The organism is Sinorhizobium sp. 6-70 (assembly GCF_030124375.1).
Lineage (GTDB): Bacteria > Pseudomonadota > Alphaproteobacteria > Rhizobiales > Rhizobiaceae > Sinorhizobium.
Genome location: NZ_JASKLS010000002.1, coordinates 59,743 through 78,865, shown reverse-complemented (window position 1 = coordinate 78,865; position 19,123 = coordinate 59,743). Strand labels below are relative to the sequence as shown.

Sequence of the window (19,123 nt, the reverse complement as noted above, 5' to 3'; positions counted from 1 at the left end):
TACCCGTATCCTCGCCCGGCGCTGTTCGTGCTTGGCTAGATAGGGCTATTGGCCGATCGGGTAGCCACCGGGCACATCAAACAGCAAAAAGCCCGTCGATTGGAAGTGGCGATCGCACGGGGGCGGTTTGCCCCGTGCGATCGCGAGATCGTCAGTGGTTGTGCCGCGGTGGTGTCTTGGAGATCTGGCGGAAAGCGTCCGCATCCCTGATCGTCGCGCCGTCGGCGAGCTCTGTCACGGTCTGGCGGTAGATCATCTGCCAAGGGGTGGCGTCACCCGGTACCTTTGGAATACCCTCGGCCTTGCGGCGCTCGATCTCGGCACCGTCCACCAACATGTCGCAGAGGCCTTCGTTGAAGTCGATGCGGATGGTGTCGCCGGTACGTACCCAGGCAAGGCCGCCGCCGGCCGCGCTTTCGGGCGAGGCGTTCAGGATCGACGGGCTGTCGGCCGTGCCGGACTGGCGGCCGTCGCCGATCGTAGGAAGGCTCATGATGCCGCGCTTCAGCAGGTGATCCGGTGGCTGCATGTTGACCACTTCGGCCGAGCCCGGCCAACCCTTGGGACCGGCGCCGCGGATCACCAGGATGCAGTTCTCGTCGATGTCGAGCGAAGGGTCGTTGATCCGCTTGTGGTAGTCCTCTGACCCGTCGAAAACGATGGCGCGCCCCTCGAACACGCCCTCGCGTCCCGGCTCCTGCAGGTAGCGCTGGCGGAAGCTGTCGGAAACGACGCTCATCTTCATGATGGCGAAGTCGAAGAGATTACCCTTGAGGACGAGGAAGCCCGCGCGTTCGCGCAGCGGCTCGGCAAAAGGCCTGATTACTTCGCGATCTTCCGATTCGCGGCCTTCGAGGTTTTCTGCCATTGTCTTGCCGGTCACCGTCGGACAGCCGCCGTCGATCTTGCCGGCCTTGAGCAGTTCCCACATGATGGCGGGCACACCGCCGGCACGATGGAAACGTTCACCGAGATAGGCACCCGCCGGCTGGACATTGGCGAGCAACGGTATGTCGTAGCCATGTACCTGCCAATCGTCCGGCTTGAGCGTCACTCCCGCGTGCTTGGCCATTGCCATCAGGTGCGGCTGGGCATTGGTCGAGCCACCGATGGCGGAGTTGACCTTGATCGCGTTCAGGAATGCCTCGCGCGTCAGAATGTCGGACGGCTTGACGTCCTCCATTACGAGCTCGACGGCGCGGCGGCCGGTGCGATAGGCCATTTGGCCGCGTTCGCGGTAAGCTGCCGGGATCGCCGCACAGCCGGTCAGCGACATGCCGAGCGCTTCTGCCATGGCATTCATCGTGGATGCCGTGCCCATGGTGTTGCAATGGCCAACCGAGGGAGCGGAATCCAAGGCTGCTTCGAGGAACTGCTCGCGGGTTATTTCGCCGGCGGCATACTTGCGGCGCGAACGCCAGATCACGGTGCCGGAGCCGACGAGATCGCCGTCGTTCCAGCCGTCGAGCATCGGCCCGCCGGAGAAGACGATCGCCGGAATGTCGACCGTCGAGGCGGCCATCAGTGCCGACGGAGTGGTCTTGTCGCAGCCGGTGGTCAGAATCACGCCGTCGAGCGGATAGCCGTAGAGGATCTCGACCAGTCCGAGATAGGCGAGGTTGCGGTCGAGCGCCGCCGTCGGCCTCTTGCAGTTCTCGAACAGCGGATGGGTCGGGAACTCGATCGGAATGCCGCCCGCATCGCGAATGCCGTCGCGCAGGCGCTTCGCCAGCTCCAGATGGTGGCGGTTGCAGGGGTTGAGGTCGCTGCCCGACTGGGCGATGCCGATGATCGGCTTGCCGGACCGCAATTCTTCCGGTGTGGTGCCGTAGTTCATGAAGCGCTCCAGATAGAGCGCGGTCAGGTCCAGGTGCTCGGGGTTATCGAACCAGTCCTGCGAGCGCAGCCGTCGGGTGGCTTTCTTGTCGTCGGTCATTGATCTTCCTTCCGTTCGCTCCCGTTGGCCTTCTCCAGATGCAATAGAAGCGCGCTATGATCCTTTTCGCCGCCGCCATCGGCGACGAAGTCACGGAATTCGCTGCGTACCATGGCCGTCAACGGCAATTCCAGATCCAGGAGATCGGCCATGGCGGCAACCGCATCCAGATCCTTCAGCTGCAGCCGGGAGGGACCGCCGGGGGCGAAGGTGCGGTTCGCCATGCGGGCGCCGTGCAGGTCAAGAATCCGGCTCTCGGCGAAGCCGCCGCGAATGGCGTCGCGGAACCTGCCGCGATCCGCCCCGCCGGCTTCCACGAGGATCATCGCCTCGGCGACCGCGCCGATCGTGATGGCAACGATCTGCTGGTTGGCGAGCTTGCAGATCTGACCGGCGCCGGCGGGGCCGACATGGGTGACGCGCCCAAGCGCGGCAAAGACGTCCGCAAGGTCTGCGATAACCTCGGCCTTGCCGCCGGCCATGATGGCGAGTGTCCCGGCTTCGGCGCCGACGACGCCGCCGGAAACCGGGGCATCGACGTGGGCGACGTCGAGCTCAGCGAGGCGGGCGGCGTGATCGCGGGCGATCGGCGGGGTAATCGACGAGGAATCGACAACGATTGCGCCGACCTGCAGGACTTCGGCGACGCCGGCTTCGAACAGAACTTGGCCGACCGCGTTTCCGTCGCTCAGCATGGTGAAGACGATATCGGCATCACGCGCAGCGTCGGCGGCCGTGGCGGCGAGGTTTGCGCCGTCGGCCGCCAGGGCTTCGGCCTTGGAGGCGTCACGGTTCCAGACGGTGACGGAAAAACCTGCCTTCAGCAGGCGGCGTGCCATCGGCGCGCCCATGAGCCCGGTGCCGAGAAAGGCAATGCGGCGGGACGCAGTCCGTCTGTCCGCGTTCATCAGAACTTGCCTCCCAGTTCGTCCTCGATGTGGACCTTGATGATCTCGTCGAAGGATTTTTCAGCGGTGAAGCCGAGTTCGATAGCGCGCTTGGCTTCGAAACCGGGTGCCCAGCCGGCGCACATACGCATGATCATCTCGTCGGGCTCGCGACGGATGAGCGACACCGCCTTCTCGCCGGCGACGCGGCGCAGAGCCTCGATCTGTTCGCCGACGGTGGCGCTGAGGCCCGGCATCGATAGGTTACGGCGCGGGCCGACCTTTTCGACGCCGATGGTCGCGCCGTGGATCAGGAAGCCGACGGCCGAGCGCGGCGAGGCGTGCCAGTGGCGGACGTCCTCAGAGACCGGAAGTACGGCTTCCTGGCCGACCAGCGGCTCGCGCAGGATGTTGGAGAAGAAGCCGGAGGCAGCCTTGTTCGGCTTACCCGGACGGATGCAGATGGTCGGAAGGCGGATGCCGATGCCGTCGAAGAAGCCGCGACGCGAATAGTCCGACAGCAGGAGTTCGCAGATGGCCTTCTGGGTGCCGTAGCTGGTCAGCGGCGTGGTGTGGAACTCGTCCGGGATCGGATAGGGCAGGGGAGCGCCGAAGACGGCGATCGACGAGGTGAAGACGACGCGCGGCTTGTAGCCGTCCTGGCCGTGGGCGATGCGGATCGCGTCGAACAGGTAACGGGTGCCGTCGAGGTTGATTCGGTAGCCCTTGTCGAAGTCGAGTTCGGCTTCACCCGACACGATGGCGGCGAGGTGGAAGATCACGTCCGGCCGTCCGGCGACGAGGCGATCGGCTTCGCCGGCAGACGAAAGGTCGACGGTTTCAAGGACGGCCTTGCCGGTGAAAGCAGCCGGAGCTTCCGGGGTGACGACGTCGACCAGCGTCATCACGTCGATGGCGCGGCCGTCGAGGTTTCCGTCCGTCGCAAGACGTGCCGCGAGCTTGCGACCCACCATGCCGGCGGCGCCGATGATCAGAATATGCACGTGATTACCTCCTCCATGCTTTTGTTCCCACCTTCCGACGAAGATGCGAACCATTCGGCCGAAAAAAGACATTGTAAGGTTGTCTGATAACCTTATATGGTGCGTTTGAAAACAGAATAGTTGGCATCCCGCACAGGTCGTCACAGTTTCGGCTGGGCCCTGGAGCGCCGCGGCCGGGAGGGACACGTGAGCGTGAGCATCCAGTCATATCAGCAGAAATTCGTGGACGCCCTCGGGGCGGACCTGGTTCTCCTCGGGGAAGAGGTAGCGCGCTATTGCCGCGACTGGCACGGCGATGTGACCACAGGAGCGATCGCGGTCCTTCGTCCGCGCTCCACCGATGACGTATCGAAGGCGGTGCGCGTCTGCGCCGAACTCGGCGTCGCAATCGTGCCCCAGGGCGGCAACACTGGCCTCGTGCTGGGTGCTACGCCGGATGCGCCGGAAAGTCAGGTCGTGCTCAGCCTCGAGCGGATGAATGCCATCCGCCGGCTTGACGTCGACGATTTCTCGGCCGTCGTCGAGGCGGGCGCCGTTCTGTCCGAATTCAAGGACAAGGTCGAGCAAGCTGGAATGTTCTTCCCGCTCGCGCTCGGTGCGCAAGGGTCCTGCCGAATCGGCGGCAATGTCTCCACCAATGCCGGCGGCATCAATGTCCTGCGCTACGGCATGACGCGCGAACTGGTGCTGGGGCTGGAAGTCGTTTTGCCCGACGGTTCGGTTTTCGACGGGTTGTCGACACTGCGCAAGGACAATCGGGGCATTGATCTGAAGCAGTTGTTCATCGGCGCCGAAGGCACGCTCGGGATCATCACGGCAGTCGCTGTGAAGCTTGCGCCGATGCCGGATCAGGTGGCCACCGCCCTCCTGGGATTGAATGCGCTCGATGATGTGATCGCGCTCTACCGCCGCGCCCGTCGCGACTGCTGCGATCTTTTGTCGGCCTTCGAGTTCATGCCGCCGCTCGCCTTCACACTGGCGCGCGAGGCGATGCCGGACCTCGCCATGCCGATGTCGGGCGACCACGCGGCCTATGCGCTGCTCGAAATCTCGGGCTCGGGGCTGGTCGACGTGGCGGACCTGATGGAACGTTTCCTCGAAGGTGTCATGGGCGACGGTCTCGTGATCGACGGGGTCGTCGCCACGTCCAAGGCGCAGGCGCGCAATCTCTGGCTTTTCCGCGAGGGCATGAACGAGGGGCAGGCGAAGCGCGGTCCGCACTTGCGCACCGATGTTTCTGTTCCGCTTTCGCGGGTTGCCAATTTCGTCCGCGATGCTGAGAAGGCCGTCTACGACGCGCTTCCGGAATGCGTCTGCGTCTCCTACGGCCATGTCGGCGACGGCAACGTGCACCTGAACGTGCTGCCGCCGAGTGACTTGCCGCGCAGTGAGACCGATGCGCGGATCTACAAGGCGAAGAAGATCATCAACGAAGTGCTCGACGGTTATCACGGCTCGATCAGCGCCGAGCACGGCATCGGTCGCTTGAAGAAGTCCGACTTCGATACGCGTCTGTCCGAAGTTCGGCGCAAGCTGCTGACCGCGGCGAAGACGGCGATCGATCCGGATCTTCGGATGAATCCCGGTTGCCAATTGAGTTTCGCGAGGGATTGAGAGACAACCCCCACGTGACGCGGAGGAGGCGGGCGTAAAGACGATGGAATTCGGACACATCAGGCGAAGTGAACATCTGCCGGCGCGTATTGCCGCTCAGATCGCGCGCGACATCACCGAAGGCCGGATGCGCCCCGGCGAAAAGCTGCCGACCGAACACTTTCTGGCCAAGGCGCTGGGCGTGAGCCGCTCCGTGGTGCGTGAGGCGATTGCGCAGCTGCGCAACGAAGGACTGGTCGAGACGCGCCAGGGTGTCGGCGCCTTCGTCACCGAGCCCCACGCACGGCCGATTCGCATCGAGCAGGATGATCTGGCCGACCACCAAAGTTTCCGCGATCTCTTTCAGTTGCGTGTGCCGCTGGAGATCGAGGCTGCGGGCTTGGCCGCGCTGCACCATACGGCCGATGATCTTCAGCGTATCGACGAGACGCTCGCCGGCATGAGTGGCGCGGAAAAGTGGACAGCGGAAGGCATCGTCGCCGACCTTGCGTTTCACCGCGCAGTCGCCGCCGCCACCGGAAACGAATACTTCTCGGTCTTCATCGGATTCATCGCGGAGCGCATCAGCTTGGCGATCAATGCGGCGCGCGCGGCCGCCGTTCTCGAGGAGATCGTCGAAGTGACGATCGAGGAGCATGTCGCCTTGCGGGACGCCATTGCCAGCCGGGATCCGAAACGGGCGAGGGAGGCGATGAAGACGCACCTGTTGGGGGCGGCGAAGCGGCTCGACCTGACGCTTGAGGCCTATTAAGGACGCATTTTATTAATATCGAGCCCCGAATGGTCGAGAATCCTAGGAAATGGTGGTGAGAACCTCAATCGTGGTGGCTTTCTGAACAAGCCGTCATTTGGACGCTGGACAGTGCGACGGAGTCCGATTAAAACGATTGAGCAACGTTGTCAGACATCCAGACAATAAGGCAAGGTAGCGGGAGGTCGCTGCCTGGGAGACATTCGAAAAGGGAGGATGGACTTGGTTTCCAAGCATTCACTATCCGCGGCCGCAATTTTGCCGGAAGACGCAGCGCAGGCCGTTCTGGTCGGGCGTGTGTGGTCGAAGGCTATCGATGGCCCTTGCCCGGTACTGCTGCGCGACGGACGCTTGCTTGACCTGACAACCATCGCTGCCACCGTTTCTTTCCTGTTCGAGCAGGATGGGCTGGTCGGCAGGCTGAAATCCGCGACCGGTCTTGCCGATCTCGGCTCTCTCGATGATTTCCTCTCCGGCAAGGCGGGCGAGCTTCTGGCGCCGATCGACCTTCAGTCGATCAAGGCGGCGGGCGTCACCTTCGCCGACAGCATGCTCGAGCGCGTGATCGAGGAGCAGGCCAAGGGCGATTCCTCCCGGGCACAAGAAATCCGCGAACGGCTGGCGCCGGTGCTCGGCGATAGCTTGCGCGGTCTCGTTGCCGGTTCGGAGCAGGCGGCGAAGGTCAAGGCGCTGCTGCAGGACATGAACCTCTGGTCGCAGTACCTCGAAGTCGGAATCGGCCCCGATGCCGAAATCTTCACCAAGTCGCAGCCCATGTCGTCCGTCGGCTGTGGCGACACGGTCGGCATTCATCCGATCTCGCAGTGGAACAATCCCGAGCCCGAAGTCGTGCTCGCCGTTCGTTCTGACGGTACGATCCTCGGCGCCACGCTCGGCAACGACGTGAACCTTCGTGATGTTGAAGGCCGTTCTGCCCTGCTGCTCGGCAAGGCGAAGGACAACAATGCGTCCTGCTCGATCGGCCCGTTCATTCGCCTGTTCGATGACAACTTCACCATCGACGACCTGCGCAAGGTTCGCGTCTCGCTGCTGGTCAAGGGCGAGGACGGTTTCGAGATGGCTGGCGAAAGCCCGATGGAAGCGATCAGCCGCAGCCCGGAAAACCTGGTGTCACAACTGCGCAACCGCAATCACCAGTATCCGGACGGAGCGGTGCTCTTCCTCGGCACGATGTTCGCGCCGGTGAAGGATCGCCGTGGCGCCGGACAGGGCTTCACGCACGAAGTGGGCGATCGGGTGGAAATATCGACGTCGAAGCTCGGGCGTCTGGTGAACTGGGTTGATCGCTGTGATGCCTGCCCGGAATGGACCTTTGGGGTCGGCGCCCTCATGCGAAATCTTGCCAAGCGCGGCCTCTTGTAAAGCAACCGGGAGAGGAACGAGTGCAAAAGGCAACTGATCTATTCTACAGGGTTCTCGAAATCCTGCTGATCGTCCTTATGTCAGGAATGGCGATCATGGTTTTCGTTAACGTTGTCATGCGTTACGCCATGAATTCCGGCCTGACCGTGTCGGACGAACTGGCGCGTTATTTCTTCGTCTGGGTAACCTTCATCGGTGCCGTCGTGACCTTCCGCGAACACGGGCACCTGGGCGTCGAAACGCTGGTCGCGCTTCTCGGTCGCAAGGGGCGCATCGTCTGCATGATCCTGAGCAACCTGGTGATCATCGGCTGTTCGGCGATCTTCTTCTGGGGCACCTGGAAGCAGCTTCCGATCAACTGGAGCATGAAGGCTCCTGTGACCGGCCTGTCGATGGGCTTCGTCTACGGCATCGGCTTTTTTACCGGCGCTGGCTGCGTGATCATCGCGCTTGAACGTCTTGTTCGTCTCCTTACCGGTCGCGTGACCCAGGAAGAAATCGAGGCTTTCGCTGGCGAAAACCTCACTCTCGAACAGATGGCGGAGCGTAGCTGATGACCCTTTTCGTTTTTGTTGGTTCCCTGCTGGGAGCCATGGCGATCGGGGTGCCGGTTGCATTTTCGCTGATGTTCTGCGGCGTCGTGCTCATGTGGTACATGGGTATGTTCAACACCCAGATCATCGCCCAGAACATGATCGCCGGGGCTGACACCTTCACCCTGCTCGCCATTCCCTTCTTCATTCTGGCGGGCGAGCTGATGAACGCCGGCGGCCTTTCGCGCCGTATCATCGATTTCGCCATCGCCTGCGTGGGCCACATTCGCGGCGGTCTCGGCATCGTGGCGATCGTCGCCGCGCTGATCATGGCCAGCATTTCCGGCTCCGCGGCCGCGGACACCGCCGCGCTCGCCGCCATCCTCATCCCGATGATGGCCAAGGCGGGCTACAATGTCCCGCGTTCGGCCGGCCTCATTGCCGCCGGCGGCATCATCGCCCCGGTCATTCCGCCGTCCATGGCCTTCATCGTCTTCGGCGTCGCGGCCAACGTTTCGATCACGCAGCTCTTCATGGCGGGCATCGTTCCCGGCCTCATGATGGGCTTTGCATTGATCGGCACCTGGCTGATCGTGGTGCGCAAGGACAAGGTCGAGGCCCTTCCGCGCGCGTCGATGAAGGAACGCCTCCAGGTGACCGGCCGGGCACTCTGGGCGCTCGGCATGCCGGTCATCATTCTCGGCGGCATCAAGGCGGGCATGGTCACCCCCACGGAAGCGGCCGTCATCGCCGCGGCCTACGCGCTGTTCGTCGGCCTGTTCATTTACCGTGAGTTGACATGGAAAGAGCTTCCGCGCGTGATCCTGCAGGCAGCGAAGACGACGTCCGTGATCATGTTCCTGGTGTGCGCCGCGCTGGTTTCAGCCTGGTTGATAACCGCCGCGAACATTCCGGGCGAAATCACCGGCTTGATCGAACCGCTGATCGACCGTCCGATCCTGCTGATGTTCGTTATCATGATCCTGGTGCTGATCGTCGGCACCGCTCTGGACCTGACGCCGACAATCCTGATCCTGACGCCGGTACTCATGCCGATCATCAAACAGGCGGGTATCGATCCGGTCTACTTCGGTGTCCTGTTCATCATGAACAACTGCATCGGTCTTCTGACCCCACCGGTCGGCGTCGTTCTCAACGTCGTCAGCGGCGTCGGCCGTATCCCGCTCGGAAAGGTCACGGCGGGTGTGTGGCCGTTCCTCGCGGCGCAGACGATCGTGCTCTTTCTCCTGGTCCTGTTCCCGGACCTGGTCATCGTACCGGCGCGCTGGCTGCACTGACAGCCGGCACGTCCAACCTTCTCACTCAACAATCCATTGGGAGGAAAATATGAGAAAACTTCTACTCGCCACGACTGCCATCGCTTTCGCCTGCACGGCTTCGGCTCCGGCACTCGCGGAATTCAATGACCGCAACATCCGTGTGTCGAACGGCATCAACGCCGACCACCCGGTCGGCAATGGTATCGAGGCCATGCAGAAGTGCCTGGACGAAAAGTCCGGCGGCAAGCTCAAGCTGACGGCATTCTGGGGCGGCGCTCTCGGCGGCGACCTGCAGGCCACCCAGGCGCTCCGTTCGGGCGTTCAGGAAGCTGTCGTCACCTCGTCGTCGCCGCTCGTCGGCATCGAGCCGGCTCTCGGCGTCTTCGACCTGCCGTTCCTCTTCGCCAATGCCCAGGAAGCCTACAAGGTTCTCGACGGCAAGTTCGGCAAGATGATGGACGAGAAGCTGGCGGCCGTCGGCCTCGTCAACCTTGCTTACTGGGAAAACGGCTTCCGTAACCTGTCGAACTCCGTTCGCCCGGTCACCAAGTGGGAAGACTTCGAGGGCCTGAAGGTTCGCGTCATGCAGAACAACATCTTCCTCGACACCTTCCAGAACCTTGGTGCGAACGCCACGCCGATGGCATTCGGCGAAGTGTTCTCGGCTCTCGAAACCAAAACGATCGACGCCCAGGAAAACCCGTATGTGACGATCGACACTTCGAAGTTCTTCGAAGTGCAGAAATACGTCACCGAGACCAACCACGCCTACACGCCGTTCCTCTTCCTGTTCTCGAAGGCCATCTTCGACACCTACACCCCGGAAGAGCAGGCGGCCCTTCGTGAATGCGCGGTCGTCGGCCGCGACGTCGAGCGTCAGGTCATCGCCGACCTGAACAAGAAGTCGCTGGAGAAGATCAAGGCTGCCGGCCTCGAAGTGAACGTCCTGTCTCCGGAAGAACAGGCCCGCATCCGCGAGAAGTCGATGGTTGTCTACCAAAAGCACATGGACGAGATCGGTGCTGACGTCGTGGACGCAGTCCTTGCCGAACTCACCGAGATCCGCAAGTAGTCTCCCTACTGCATGTTTCCTTAAATCGTAGCCGATTTAAGATTTGAAACATGCGGCAATTCAAAGTGCTACAGCGTCCTTGGCGCGTCTGATAAGACGCACGGCGCTGTAGCGGCGGTCTTCGGGACCGCGCCAAAAAAGTAGCCCGCAGTGGAGACCGCTGCGGGCTACTTTCTTATGTTGTGTCTCCCGAGGAGGCCGGCGCCGGCTTTGGCATCGCGTCGTTCAGCCTGAACAGCACCTTCCGAGCAGCATTACCGCGGAGCGCTGGCGAAGGCGGCGAGCTCAAGAGCTGCCGCCGACGCTCTATTGGCTTGCCGTCGTCAGAGGCTCGAGGCGTCGGACATGCGGCGGCTGACCGTGAACGTCTTCTCTATGTCGGGATGAAGCTCCATGCCAAGCCCTGGACCGGGGGGCACCGTGATCATTCCGTGCTTCACCTCCGGCAGTGCGGTGACCAGGTCGCGATACCAGGTGTTGTAGAAGGCGCGCACGCTTTCCTGGACCAGCGCATTGGGGGCATTGAGCGACAGATGGGTCGAGGCGCAGAGCACCACCGGGCCGGTGCAGTCATGCGGAGCGACAGGCAGGTGCCAGGCTTCGGCCATCGACGCGATCTTGCGGGCTTCCGAGAGCCCGCCGCACCAGGATATGTCGAGCATGACGATGCCGGCCGCGCCAGTCTCGAGGTAGTCGCGGAAACCCCACCGGGTGGCGAGCGTTTCGGACGCCGAGATCGGGGCCGGGGAGACCTCGGCATAGCGCTTCAGGCTCGAAAGGCTATCCATCTTGATCGGATCTTCATGCCAGAAGGTGTTGAAGGGAGCGAGCGCCTTGGCGATCTGCATGGCCGGCAGCAACTGCCACATGGAGTGGAACTCGACCATGATGTCCATCTTGTCACCGACGGCTGCGCGGATCTTTTCGAAGGGAACGAGCGCCTGCTTGAGATCGGGGACCGAGATGTACTGGCCGCGCATCTTTTCGGCGGCCGCGTCGAACGGCCAGATCTTCATGGCGGTGATGCCGTCTTCGAGCAACGAGAGCGCCAGTTCGTCGGCGCGGTGCAGGAAACCGTTCAGGTCGTCATAGTCCTTGCCGGTCGAAAGGCCGTAGTTGGAGGTCGTCTGGCCGGTCGCCTTCTTGATGTATTCGGTGCCGGCACAGGTGTTGTAGGTGCGGATCTCCCGGCGCGTGAAGCCGCCCAGAAGCTGGGCGATCGGCTGCCCGGTCGCCTTTCCGAAAATGTCCCAGAGCGCGATGTCGAAGGCGGAGTTGCCGCGCACTTCGGCGCCGGAGGAACGGAAGCCGATATAGCCGACGAGGTCGGCCGCGAGGCGGTCGATCTCCAGCGGATCACGGCCGATCACGCGGGGCGCGATGTATTCGTGGATATAGGCTTCGACGGTCTCCGCGCCGAAGAAGGTTTCCCCGAGGCCGGTTATGCCTTCGTCGGTGTGCACGAGCAGCCAGAGGAGATTGGCGCGCTCGGCGACGCGCACGGTTTCGAGACCTGTGATTTTCATGGGAACTCCAGTTTCTTGATTCAGGTCAGGCCGGCACGGGCGAGAGCCCTGAGGCTCTGGTCGAAATGCCGGTCCATGATGGTCGAGGCCGCCTGGGGATCGGAGGCGGCGATCGCCTCGGCGAGGTCGAGGTGCAGGCGGTTCATGGCTTCGCGTTCGTCGTCGGTGGCGCGGGCCCTCCAGCCGATCGGCCAACTCTCGACGATCACGCCCTGAAAGGCGCCGATCATGAGGGCGAAGACGGGGTTCTTCGAGGCGCGCGCAATTGCCAGATGAAGTGCGAGGTCGTTTTCCATGACGACGGCCGGTTGGTCGAGGCGGTTCTGCATGGCGCGGGCGAAGCCGAGCATCTCGTCCGCCTCCTTCTCGGTGCGCAGCAGGGCGGCCAGCGTTGCCGTACGTCCCTCGATGGTGCGGCGCGCGTCATAGATCTGGCGGATGTCGATCTGGTCGGTGAACAGGCCGTGCCGGAAGGTCATGGCGATGGAACTGTCGTCGAGTTCGGCGACGGTGGGCCGCTTGCCGGCGCCGAGATCGATCAGTCGCATCGCGGCGAGCGAACGCAGAGCCTCGCGAACCACGGTGCGGGACACGTTAAGGCTCTCCGTCAGGGCCGCTTCGGAGGGCAGGCGATCCCCTGGCTTCAGCTGGTTTTTGCGGATGAAGGCGGAAATCTGCGAGACCGCGCCTGCGACGAGGTCGCCGGAAGACGGAGTGGTCGGTAACTTCTCGCTCATTCTCTATCCTATGACTTTTGAAAACCTGTATTATAAGTTTGCGCAAAAGCCAAGAGCGATGGGGTAGGGCCCCAAAATAGGGGCGGCGCGCCACCGCTTCCTTCAAATCTCATCTCGATCAGACGTCGGCCCTGAAGGTCTGCTTCTGTGTGCCGAGTTCAACGACGTCACCAGGCACCAGCTGGCGCGGCGGCTTCCATGCCGATCCGCGGAGGCGTGGCGGTGGAGACTATGTCGCCGGGCTGCAGCGACATGAGCGGACTTTTCCCGCTGGAAGCAGAGGTCCTTGATGGAAGGGTTAGGCCTCAGATTCGTGGCAAACCGCTTCGATGTTGTGCCCGTCCGGACCAATGACGAAAGCTGCATAGTAGTTCGCGTGGTAATGCGGGCGCAGACCAGGCGCACCATTGTCGTTGCCACCCGCCTCCAGAGCCGCGCGATAGAAAGCTTCGACTTGCTGGCGCGTCTCGGCCGTGAACGCCACGTGAAGATGCGCCGGCTTCTCCTCGGTTTGGTATAGGCACAATGAAACCCTGCCGTCAGAGCTAAGCTCGACACCGTACGTCGGCGGCCCCTCCGAGACAACAGCTACGCCGAGCGGTTCAAGTGCCTTGAGGAAGAACGCCTTGCTGGCTTCATAGTCGCTGACGCCGAATTTGACGTGGTCAAACATGAGTTCTCCTGAAATGTGTGGGTCTGCTTGATGGAGAGACAGCCGGCGCATGCCCCGCTGCGCACCTTGCAATGTCTGCGTGCGCTGCAAAACCTCCATTGCGGCCGCTTTGCGGGTCAAACTTTAATGGCATGTCTCAGCCATTAATGGCAAGGAGGCGGGGTCCAGAGGGCGGCGCGCCCTTGGGTAAGCCCTCCTGGGCCGCAGGGCGCACGGCCTGAGCCCCGCATGGTTGACAAGCATCTGCCCTCGCCGAGTATTGATTTGGTATCAAATATTCATCCTGCAACCATCTCCCGTGGATTCGAAGAAATGCATTTTCTCCGGCTCAGCGTGCAGCCAGACTTTCTCGCCAATCTTCAGGTGAGAGCGTTCCTTCACGACGACGGAGAGACGCGTTCCGCAACTTGCCAGGATTACGATGGTTTCCGGCCCCGTGGACTCCACGACCGACACAAGAGCGGGAAAGGCCCCACTATGGTTTTCCGGTACGATGGTCAAATCCTCCGGACGGATCGCCAGAACAGTTTCGACGCCCTTCGATAGGCCTGGCCGGCCGGAAATCGGAATTGTCGTGCCATCGGATGCGACAAAGCAGGTCGTACCGGAACCATCTATTCGTCCGTCGATGAAATTCATGGCTGGCGAACCAATAAAGCCGGCCACGAAGCGATTGGCCGGACGGTCGTAAAGGTCTAGCGGGTGGCCCATCTGTTCGATATGGCCGTCACGCATCACAACGATCTTGTCTGCCATGGTCATGGCTTCGATCTGGTCATGAGTGACATAGACGGTGGTCGCGCCGAGTCTCTGGTGCAGTTCCTTGATCTCCGCACGCATCTGCACCCTGAGCTTGGCATCTAGGTTGGACAGCGGTTCGTCGAACAGAAAGACCCGAGGGTTCCGAACGATCGCGCGCCCCATGGCGACGCGTTGGCGCTGACCGCCAGAAAGCTGCTTCGGCTTTCTGTCGAGCAAAGGCTCGAGCCCGAGGATTGAGGCCGCCCGCTCGACTGCTTTGTCGATTTCCGACTGGGCCGTGCCTGCAAGTTTCAGGGCGAAACTCATGTTCTTGCGGACCGTCATATGCGGATAGAGTGCATAAGACTGGAAGACCATGGCGATGTCGCGTTCTTTGGGACGGACCGTATTGACGATGCGGCCGTCGATGCTGATCGTACCGTCCGAAATCTCCTCCAGTCCGGCGATCATCCTGAGCAGTGTCGATTTTCCGCAGCCCGAGGGGCCGACAAGCACGACGAACTCGCCGTCCTCCACGGTCATGTCGACCTCGTGCAGCGCCTGATAGGCTCCGTACCTCTTCACCAGTCCGTTCAATGCAACCTGAGCCAAAATCTATCCTCCAATTCTTTGTTATCCGTCAGCCTTTGGTGGCGCCGGACATGAGACCCCCGACGAACATGCGCTGCATCACCAGGAAGATGAGCGCGATCGGCAGTGTCATGACGAAGGATGCGGCCATGACCGCGCCCCAGTCCGTATCGAATTCGGTGGAGAACTCCGCCAGTCCGATCGGCAGCGTCTTCATTTCCTTTTCCGTGGCGAAGGAGAGGGCGAACACGAACTCGTTCCAGGTGGCGACGAAGGAATAGAGCGTCACCGCAATAATGCCCGGCGTGACGAGCGGCAGCGAGATGCGGAACAGAACACCGAGCTGGGACGCGCCGTCAATGATGGCCGCGTCCTCCAGTTCCTTCGGAATCCCCCGGAAATAACCCGTCAGCATCCAGACACTCAACGGTAGCGTAAGAATGAGATAGACGAGGATCAGGCCAAGATAGGTATTGATGAGCCCGAGGTAGTTCAGGACGATGTAAAGCGGAACGATAACGGTCGCCGTCGGCAGGAGTTGGCCGATCAGCACGAAGGCCAGCGCCGCCGACCGGCCGCGGAAATCGAACCGGGCGAAGCCATATGCGGCGAAGATCGCGAAGACGAGCGCCAAGAAGGTAGAGCCGATCGAGATGATCAGGCTGTTGATAAAATACCGCGGGATATTCGACTGGAAGACAACGTTCTTGAAGTTCTCGAGCGTCGGTGGGTCGGGCAGCCATTGCGGCGGGATCGTATAAAGCTGCGCTAGCGGCTTGAACGCCGAGACTGCCATCCAGAGGAACGGGAAGACCGCGACGATAACCAGGATCGCGACTGGCAGCGAGATGAGAAGCGTGCGGCGTCTGTCGCGCATGGCTCAGTCCTTTTCCTGCGCCGCGAAGACGCGCATGTAGAGTACGATGATCACCGAGAGGAATAGGAAGTAGAGGACCGAAAGTGCGGCCGCCCGGTTGAATTCGAAATACTCGAAAGCCTGAACGTAGATCTGGATCGGAAAGATCATCGAGCGGTTGGCGGGGCCGCCACCGGTAATGGAGTAGATGATCGTGATGCCATCCAGTGCCCAGATGGTCAGGAGCAGCGTGATCGAGACGAGCACCGGCCGCAGTTGCGGCAGCATGATGTGCCAGATCTCGTGCCAGAAATTGGCGCCGTCAACACGGACCGCCTCATAAAGTTCCTCCGGCACGGATTGCAGGCCGGCGAGTACCATGACCGCCACAAAAGGGAACATCTTCCAGGCGTTCACCGCGATGAGCGCGGGCATGACAGTGTTGGGATTGGTCAGCCAGCCGATCGGCTCGGAGATGACGCCGACCTGGGTCATTATATAGTTGATGATGCCGTAGTCGGTATGGAACATCCAGGCCCAGGTCATGGCCGCAACGATGCCGGGCACGACCCAGGGAATTAGCATGAGAGAGCGCACGAGCGCGCGGCCGGCAAAATGCTGATTGAGCAGGATGCCGGCCAGAATGCCGAGCAGAAGCTGGAATACCACCGAACCGATCACATAGTAGGCGGTGTTGAAGAGGATCAGCCTCGTCGATGGCGCGCTGATCGCGACGTTGAAATTCCGCATGCCCGCGAAGGCGCCGTTCGCGTCCGTTACGCTGAGCTCGGCTGTCGACAGCATCGGATAGACGATTAGCGCTGCAAGAAGCAGCATGGTCGGCAGGATGAACCAGACGCCGGGGCTGATATTTCGCATTGTCATGGAGATTCCGGATGTTGCGCGCCCCCACCAGACGGCCAGGGCGCTCCAGCTCAGTTCATGTGGACCGTTGGCAGGCTTCACTGCGACAACAGCGTCTCGATCTCGCTTGCGGCGGAATCCATGGCCTCCTGGACCGTGCTGCTCTGCAGCAGCGCTTCCTGGAGGTGGTTGTAGTAGATCTGGCCGATCTGTCCCCATTGGGGGATGGTCGGTTGCGGGCGGGCGTGTTTCAGCATCTCCTTATGCGCATTCATGATCGGGTCGGCGAAACGTTTGTCGTCGAGGCCTGACATGGCGGCGGGGAACGTCGTCGTATAGAGGGCCTGGCGCTCGGGCTTCGACATAAAGGCGGCGAGCCTGATGGCGGCTTCCTTATTCGGCGCATCCTTTGGAATGATGAAGTTCCAGCCGCCGAGTATGACGGCGGTCTGTTTTCCTTCTGGATGGGGGAGCTGACCGACACCGATCTCGATGTCTGGCGCCGCCGCGCGAATGCGCTCGATGTCGGAGGTCGCACCCGGGATCATCGCCACGTTGCCGACCTGGAAGAGGCGGCGGAGGCCGTTGGAGTCGTTTTCCAGGGTCGATGGCGGCGAAACCTTGTAGGTCGTGAAGAGATCGACATACAGCTTTACGCCTTCCACCGAGGCCGACGAATTGACGATAACATCCTTGTTGTCGGGGCTGAGTATCCCGCCACCGTTCATCCACATGAATGGCAGGGAGCGGAACAACGCGTTGCCGGGTTGATCCGCGCCGCCGCCGGAAACCCCATAACCGAAGACCTGCTGGCCCTTGCTGTTCGTACGGGTCAGCTTCTTGGCGTAGTCGATGAACTCGGTCCAGGTCTGCGGCGGCTTTTCCGGGTCGAGGCCTGCTTCCTTGAATGCGCCCTTGTTATAGATCAGTGCATGGGCTTCCGCCTGGAAGGGCAGGCCGTAGAGCTGGCCTTCATAGGTTGCTGTATCGAGGCTTGCGGGAAGAATGTTGTCGAACTCAACGCCGGCCGCCGTCAACTTGTCGCGCAGAGGCTCGAGCTTGCCCGTCTGGGCGAGCGGAATGTTGGCGCCGTTCTGAACGTCGATCAGGTCCGGCGTGCTGCCGGATTGCAGCGCGACGAGGATGCGGCTTTGAAGGCCGCCTGCGACGTTCGCCTCGACGCGGATCTTGACGTCAGGGTTCTCCTTCATGAATTCGGCGGCGTAATCCTTCGCCTTCTGCTCGTTCCAGTTCATCGTCCACCAGACGAGGTCTGCTGCGGATGCCAGACTTGCCTGCGAAAGCAGCAGGGCAAAGCCGGCTGCCAGTGTCTTCGTCATGCGTTTCATGGTCATTCTTCTCCCTAGCTCTTCGTCAGAAACGAACGTTCAAACCGCCTCCCTGGTCATCGCGTCCGAGATGGAAACCGGCGTCTTCGACGCGCCGAGCAGATGCGCCTGGGCGACGAGCGCGCGCATGTAGCCGATGGTGTAGGCCATGCCGGCGTGCCAAGGCGCGTTGCTGTGAACATCCGGCACGTGGTCGGGAACCATGATGCCGTCGAAGTCCTCGTCCCGCAGGATTCGGATGATCTCGGCCATATCGACGTCGCCGTTGTCGATGAAGGTCTCCTCGTAATGGGGAACCTTGCCGCGCACGTTGCGGAAATGGACATAGGCGATCTTTTTCGCGCGGGCGAAGCGGCGCGTCGCCTCGTAGACGTTGCCCATCGTCATCTCCTGAAGCGAACCGACGCAGAATTCCAGCGCATTGGCGGGACTGTCGACAATCGAAGCCAGCCGGTCGTATTTCGATGGCTGGTTGACGAGGCGTGCGGTGCCACGCAGCGTCTCCACCGGCGGATCGTCGGGATGGGCGGCCAGCCGCACGCCCGCCGCTTCAGCCACCGGCACCAGTTCCTTCAAGAACCATTCGAGCCGCTGCCAAAGTTCCGCGTCGGAAACCGTCAGCGGTGGCGCACCCGCGACGGCCGGGCGATAGCGCATGTTCCACACCATGCCGTCCGGGATCGGCGCCTGCGCATCGAAGCTCGACGCATCGAAAACGGACGTCACCGCACCGCCGCGGCCAACTGGCAGGCGCCGCCAGCCCCAGACACCGGCGATCGAGAAGTTATAGCCGATGATCTTGATCCCGGCGCGGGCGGCATCCTCGACGAGCCTTTTCAATCCATCCATCTGCCGCACCTTTGCCGGCCCATCCAGCAGGATGTCGGACCAGAAATTCGGCGCGAAATTCTCCATCGCAGCAATTTTCAGGCCGTACTCGCCGAGTATGTCGACGACGCTCTTCATGTAGTCGTAGCTCCAGAGCGTCTCAGCGCTGCAATCGCCGAGGATCGGTCCCGGCCGGCCACCGGCAAGATAGGGAGCCGGGTCTTCGACGCGACTGTAACGGCCGAGATGAACGACGACGTCCTCTATGCCGAGCTGCTGCGCAAACTTGGCGTTGTCGCGGTTCAGCCGTTCGCCCGAGAGCGTCATCCCAACTCGGATGGGCATGCATTCCTCCTTTGCATCCCAAGCAGTTCAAATATGAACTTGCATTGTTCTAATAAGAATGAGGTGGGATTTTTGATCTGTCAAGCGGTATCGGACGGGAAAGCGACGACGTAAAAGCCTGCGGTAAAACCCCAGACCCTTCTTGTCCGCGCG

Annotated in this window: 17 protein-coding genes; 6 read left to right on the top strand and 11 right to left on the bottom strand. The window is 61.8% G+C overall.

Annotated elements, in window-relative coordinates; genetic code table 11:
• Positions 1-151: 151 nt before the first annotated feature.
• Genes QN222_RS04230 through denD form a run of 3 tightly spaced genes read right to left on the bottom strand, consistent with a single transcriptional unit; the run spans position 152 to position 3,827 of the window.
• Entirely contained in the window at positions 152-1,936 is a 1,785-nt protein-coding gene (locus tag QN222_RS04230; protein ID WP_283961060.1) for an IlvD/Edd family dehydratase, read from the bottom strand.
• Positions 1,933-2,844, bottom strand: a complete 912-nt coding sequence (locus QN222_RS04225) for an NAD(P)-dependent oxidoreductase (protein WP_283961061.1) — start codon at positions 2,842-2,844, stop codon at positions 1,933-1,935. The genes QN222_RS04230 and QN222_RS04225 overlap by 4 nt, the downstream gene beginning before the upstream one ends.
• Positions 2,844-3,827: a D-erythronate dehydrogenase gene (denD, locus tag QN222_RS04220; RefSeq protein ID WP_283961062.1), complete on the bottom strand. Its 984-nt coding sequence runs from the start codon at positions 3,825-3,827 to the stop codon at positions 2,844-2,846. The genes QN222_RS04225 and denD overlap by 1 nt, the downstream gene beginning before the upstream one ends.
• Positions 3,828-4,013: 186 nt before the next feature.
• Between denD and QN222_RS04215 the strand changes: the two genes are divergently transcribed.
• From QN222_RS04215 to QN222_RS04190, 6 genes are all read left to right on the top strand, one after another.
• Positions 4,014-5,441, top strand: coding sequence for an FAD-binding oxidoreductase (locus tag QN222_RS04215; RefSeq protein ID WP_283961063.1), 1,428 nt, complete (start codon positions 4,014-4,016; stop codon positions 5,439-5,441).
• Between the two features lie 43 nt (positions 5,442-5,484).
• Positions 5,485-6,192 (top strand): FadR/GntR family transcriptional regulator, encoded by a 708-nt coding sequence (locus tag QN222_RS04210; RefSeq protein WP_283961064.1) that lies wholly within the window; start codon positions 5,485-5,487, stop codon positions 6,190-6,192.
• 216 nt (positions 6,193-6,408) lie between these two features.
• A complete protein-coding gene (locus QN222_RS04205) occupies positions 6,409-7,575 on the top strand; it encodes a fumarylacetoacetate hydrolase family protein (RefSeq protein WP_283961065.1) in 1,167 nt (388 codons plus the stop codon).
• A 20-nt stretch (positions 7,576-7,595) separates the two neighbouring features.
• On the top strand, positions 7,596-8,129 hold the full coding sequence (locus QN222_RS04200) for a TRAP transporter small permease (RefSeq protein WP_283961066.1): 534 nt from the start codon (positions 7,596-7,598) through the stop codon (positions 8,127-8,129).
• A complete protein-coding gene (locus tag QN222_RS04195) occupies positions 8,129-9,406 on the top strand; it encodes a TRAP transporter large permease subunit (RefSeq protein WP_284005261.1) in 1,278 nt (425 codons plus the stop codon). Before QN222_RS04200 ends, QN222_RS04195 begins: the two co-directional genes overlap by 1 nt.
• 49 nt (positions 9,407-9,455) lie before the next feature.
• A complete protein-coding gene (locus QN222_RS04190) occupies positions 9,456-10,460 on the top strand; it encodes a TRAP transporter substrate-binding protein (protein ID WP_283961069.1) in 1,005 nt (334 codons plus the stop codon).
• 323 nt (positions 10,461-10,783) lie between these two features.
• Here QN222_RS04190 and QN222_RS04185 read toward each other — a convergent pair whose 3' ends face one another.
• From QN222_RS04185 to QN222_RS04150, 8 genes are all read right to left on the bottom strand, one after another.
• Positions 10,784-11,986 carry a mandelate racemase/muconate lactonizing enzyme family protein gene (locus tag QN222_RS04185; RefSeq protein WP_283961070.1) on the bottom strand — a complete coding sequence of 401 codons (1,203 nt, stop codon included), beginning with the start codon at positions 11,984-11,986 and terminating at the stop codon, positions 10,784-10,786.
• Between the two features lie 20 nt (positions 11,987-12,006).
• A complete protein-coding gene (locus tag QN222_RS04180; protein ID WP_283961071.1) occupies positions 12,007-12,723 on the bottom strand; it encodes a FadR/GntR family transcriptional regulator in 717 nt (238 codons plus the stop codon).
• A 298-nt stretch (positions 12,724-13,021) separates the two neighbouring features.
• On the bottom strand, positions 13,022-13,396 hold the full coding sequence (locus tag QN222_RS04175; RefSeq protein ID WP_283961072.1) for a VOC family protein: 375 nt from the start codon (positions 13,394-13,396) through the stop codon (positions 13,022-13,024).
• Between the two features lie 270 nt (positions 13,397-13,666).
• Positions 13,667-14,749: a sn-glycerol-3-phosphate ABC transporter ATP-binding protein UgpC gene (locus QN222_RS04170; protein WP_283961073.1), complete on the bottom strand. Its 1,083-nt coding sequence runs from the start codon at positions 14,747-14,749 to the stop codon at positions 13,667-13,669.
• A gap of 28 nt (positions 14,750-14,777) precedes the next feature.
• Entirely contained in the window at positions 14,778-15,605 is an 828-nt protein-coding gene (locus tag QN222_RS04165; protein WP_283961074.1) for a carbohydrate ABC transporter permease, read from the bottom strand.
• A 3-nt stretch (positions 15,606-15,608) separates the two neighbouring features.
• A complete protein-coding gene (locus QN222_RS04160) occupies positions 15,609-16,469 on the bottom strand; it encodes a sugar ABC transporter permease (RefSeq protein ID WP_283961075.1) in 861 nt (286 codons plus the stop codon).
• A gap of 77 nt (positions 16,470-16,546) precedes the next feature.
• Positions 16,547-17,797 (bottom strand): ABC transporter substrate-binding protein, encoded by a 1,251-nt coding sequence (locus QN222_RS04155; RefSeq protein ID WP_283961076.1) that lies wholly within the window; start codon positions 17,795-17,797, stop codon positions 16,547-16,549.
• 39 nt (positions 17,798-17,836) lie between these two features.
• A complete protein-coding gene (locus tag QN222_RS04150; RefSeq protein WP_283961077.1) occupies positions 17,837-18,970 on the bottom strand; it encodes a mannonate dehydratase in 1,134 nt (377 codons plus the stop codon).
• Between the last annotated feature and the right edge of the window lie 153 nt (positions 18,971-19,123).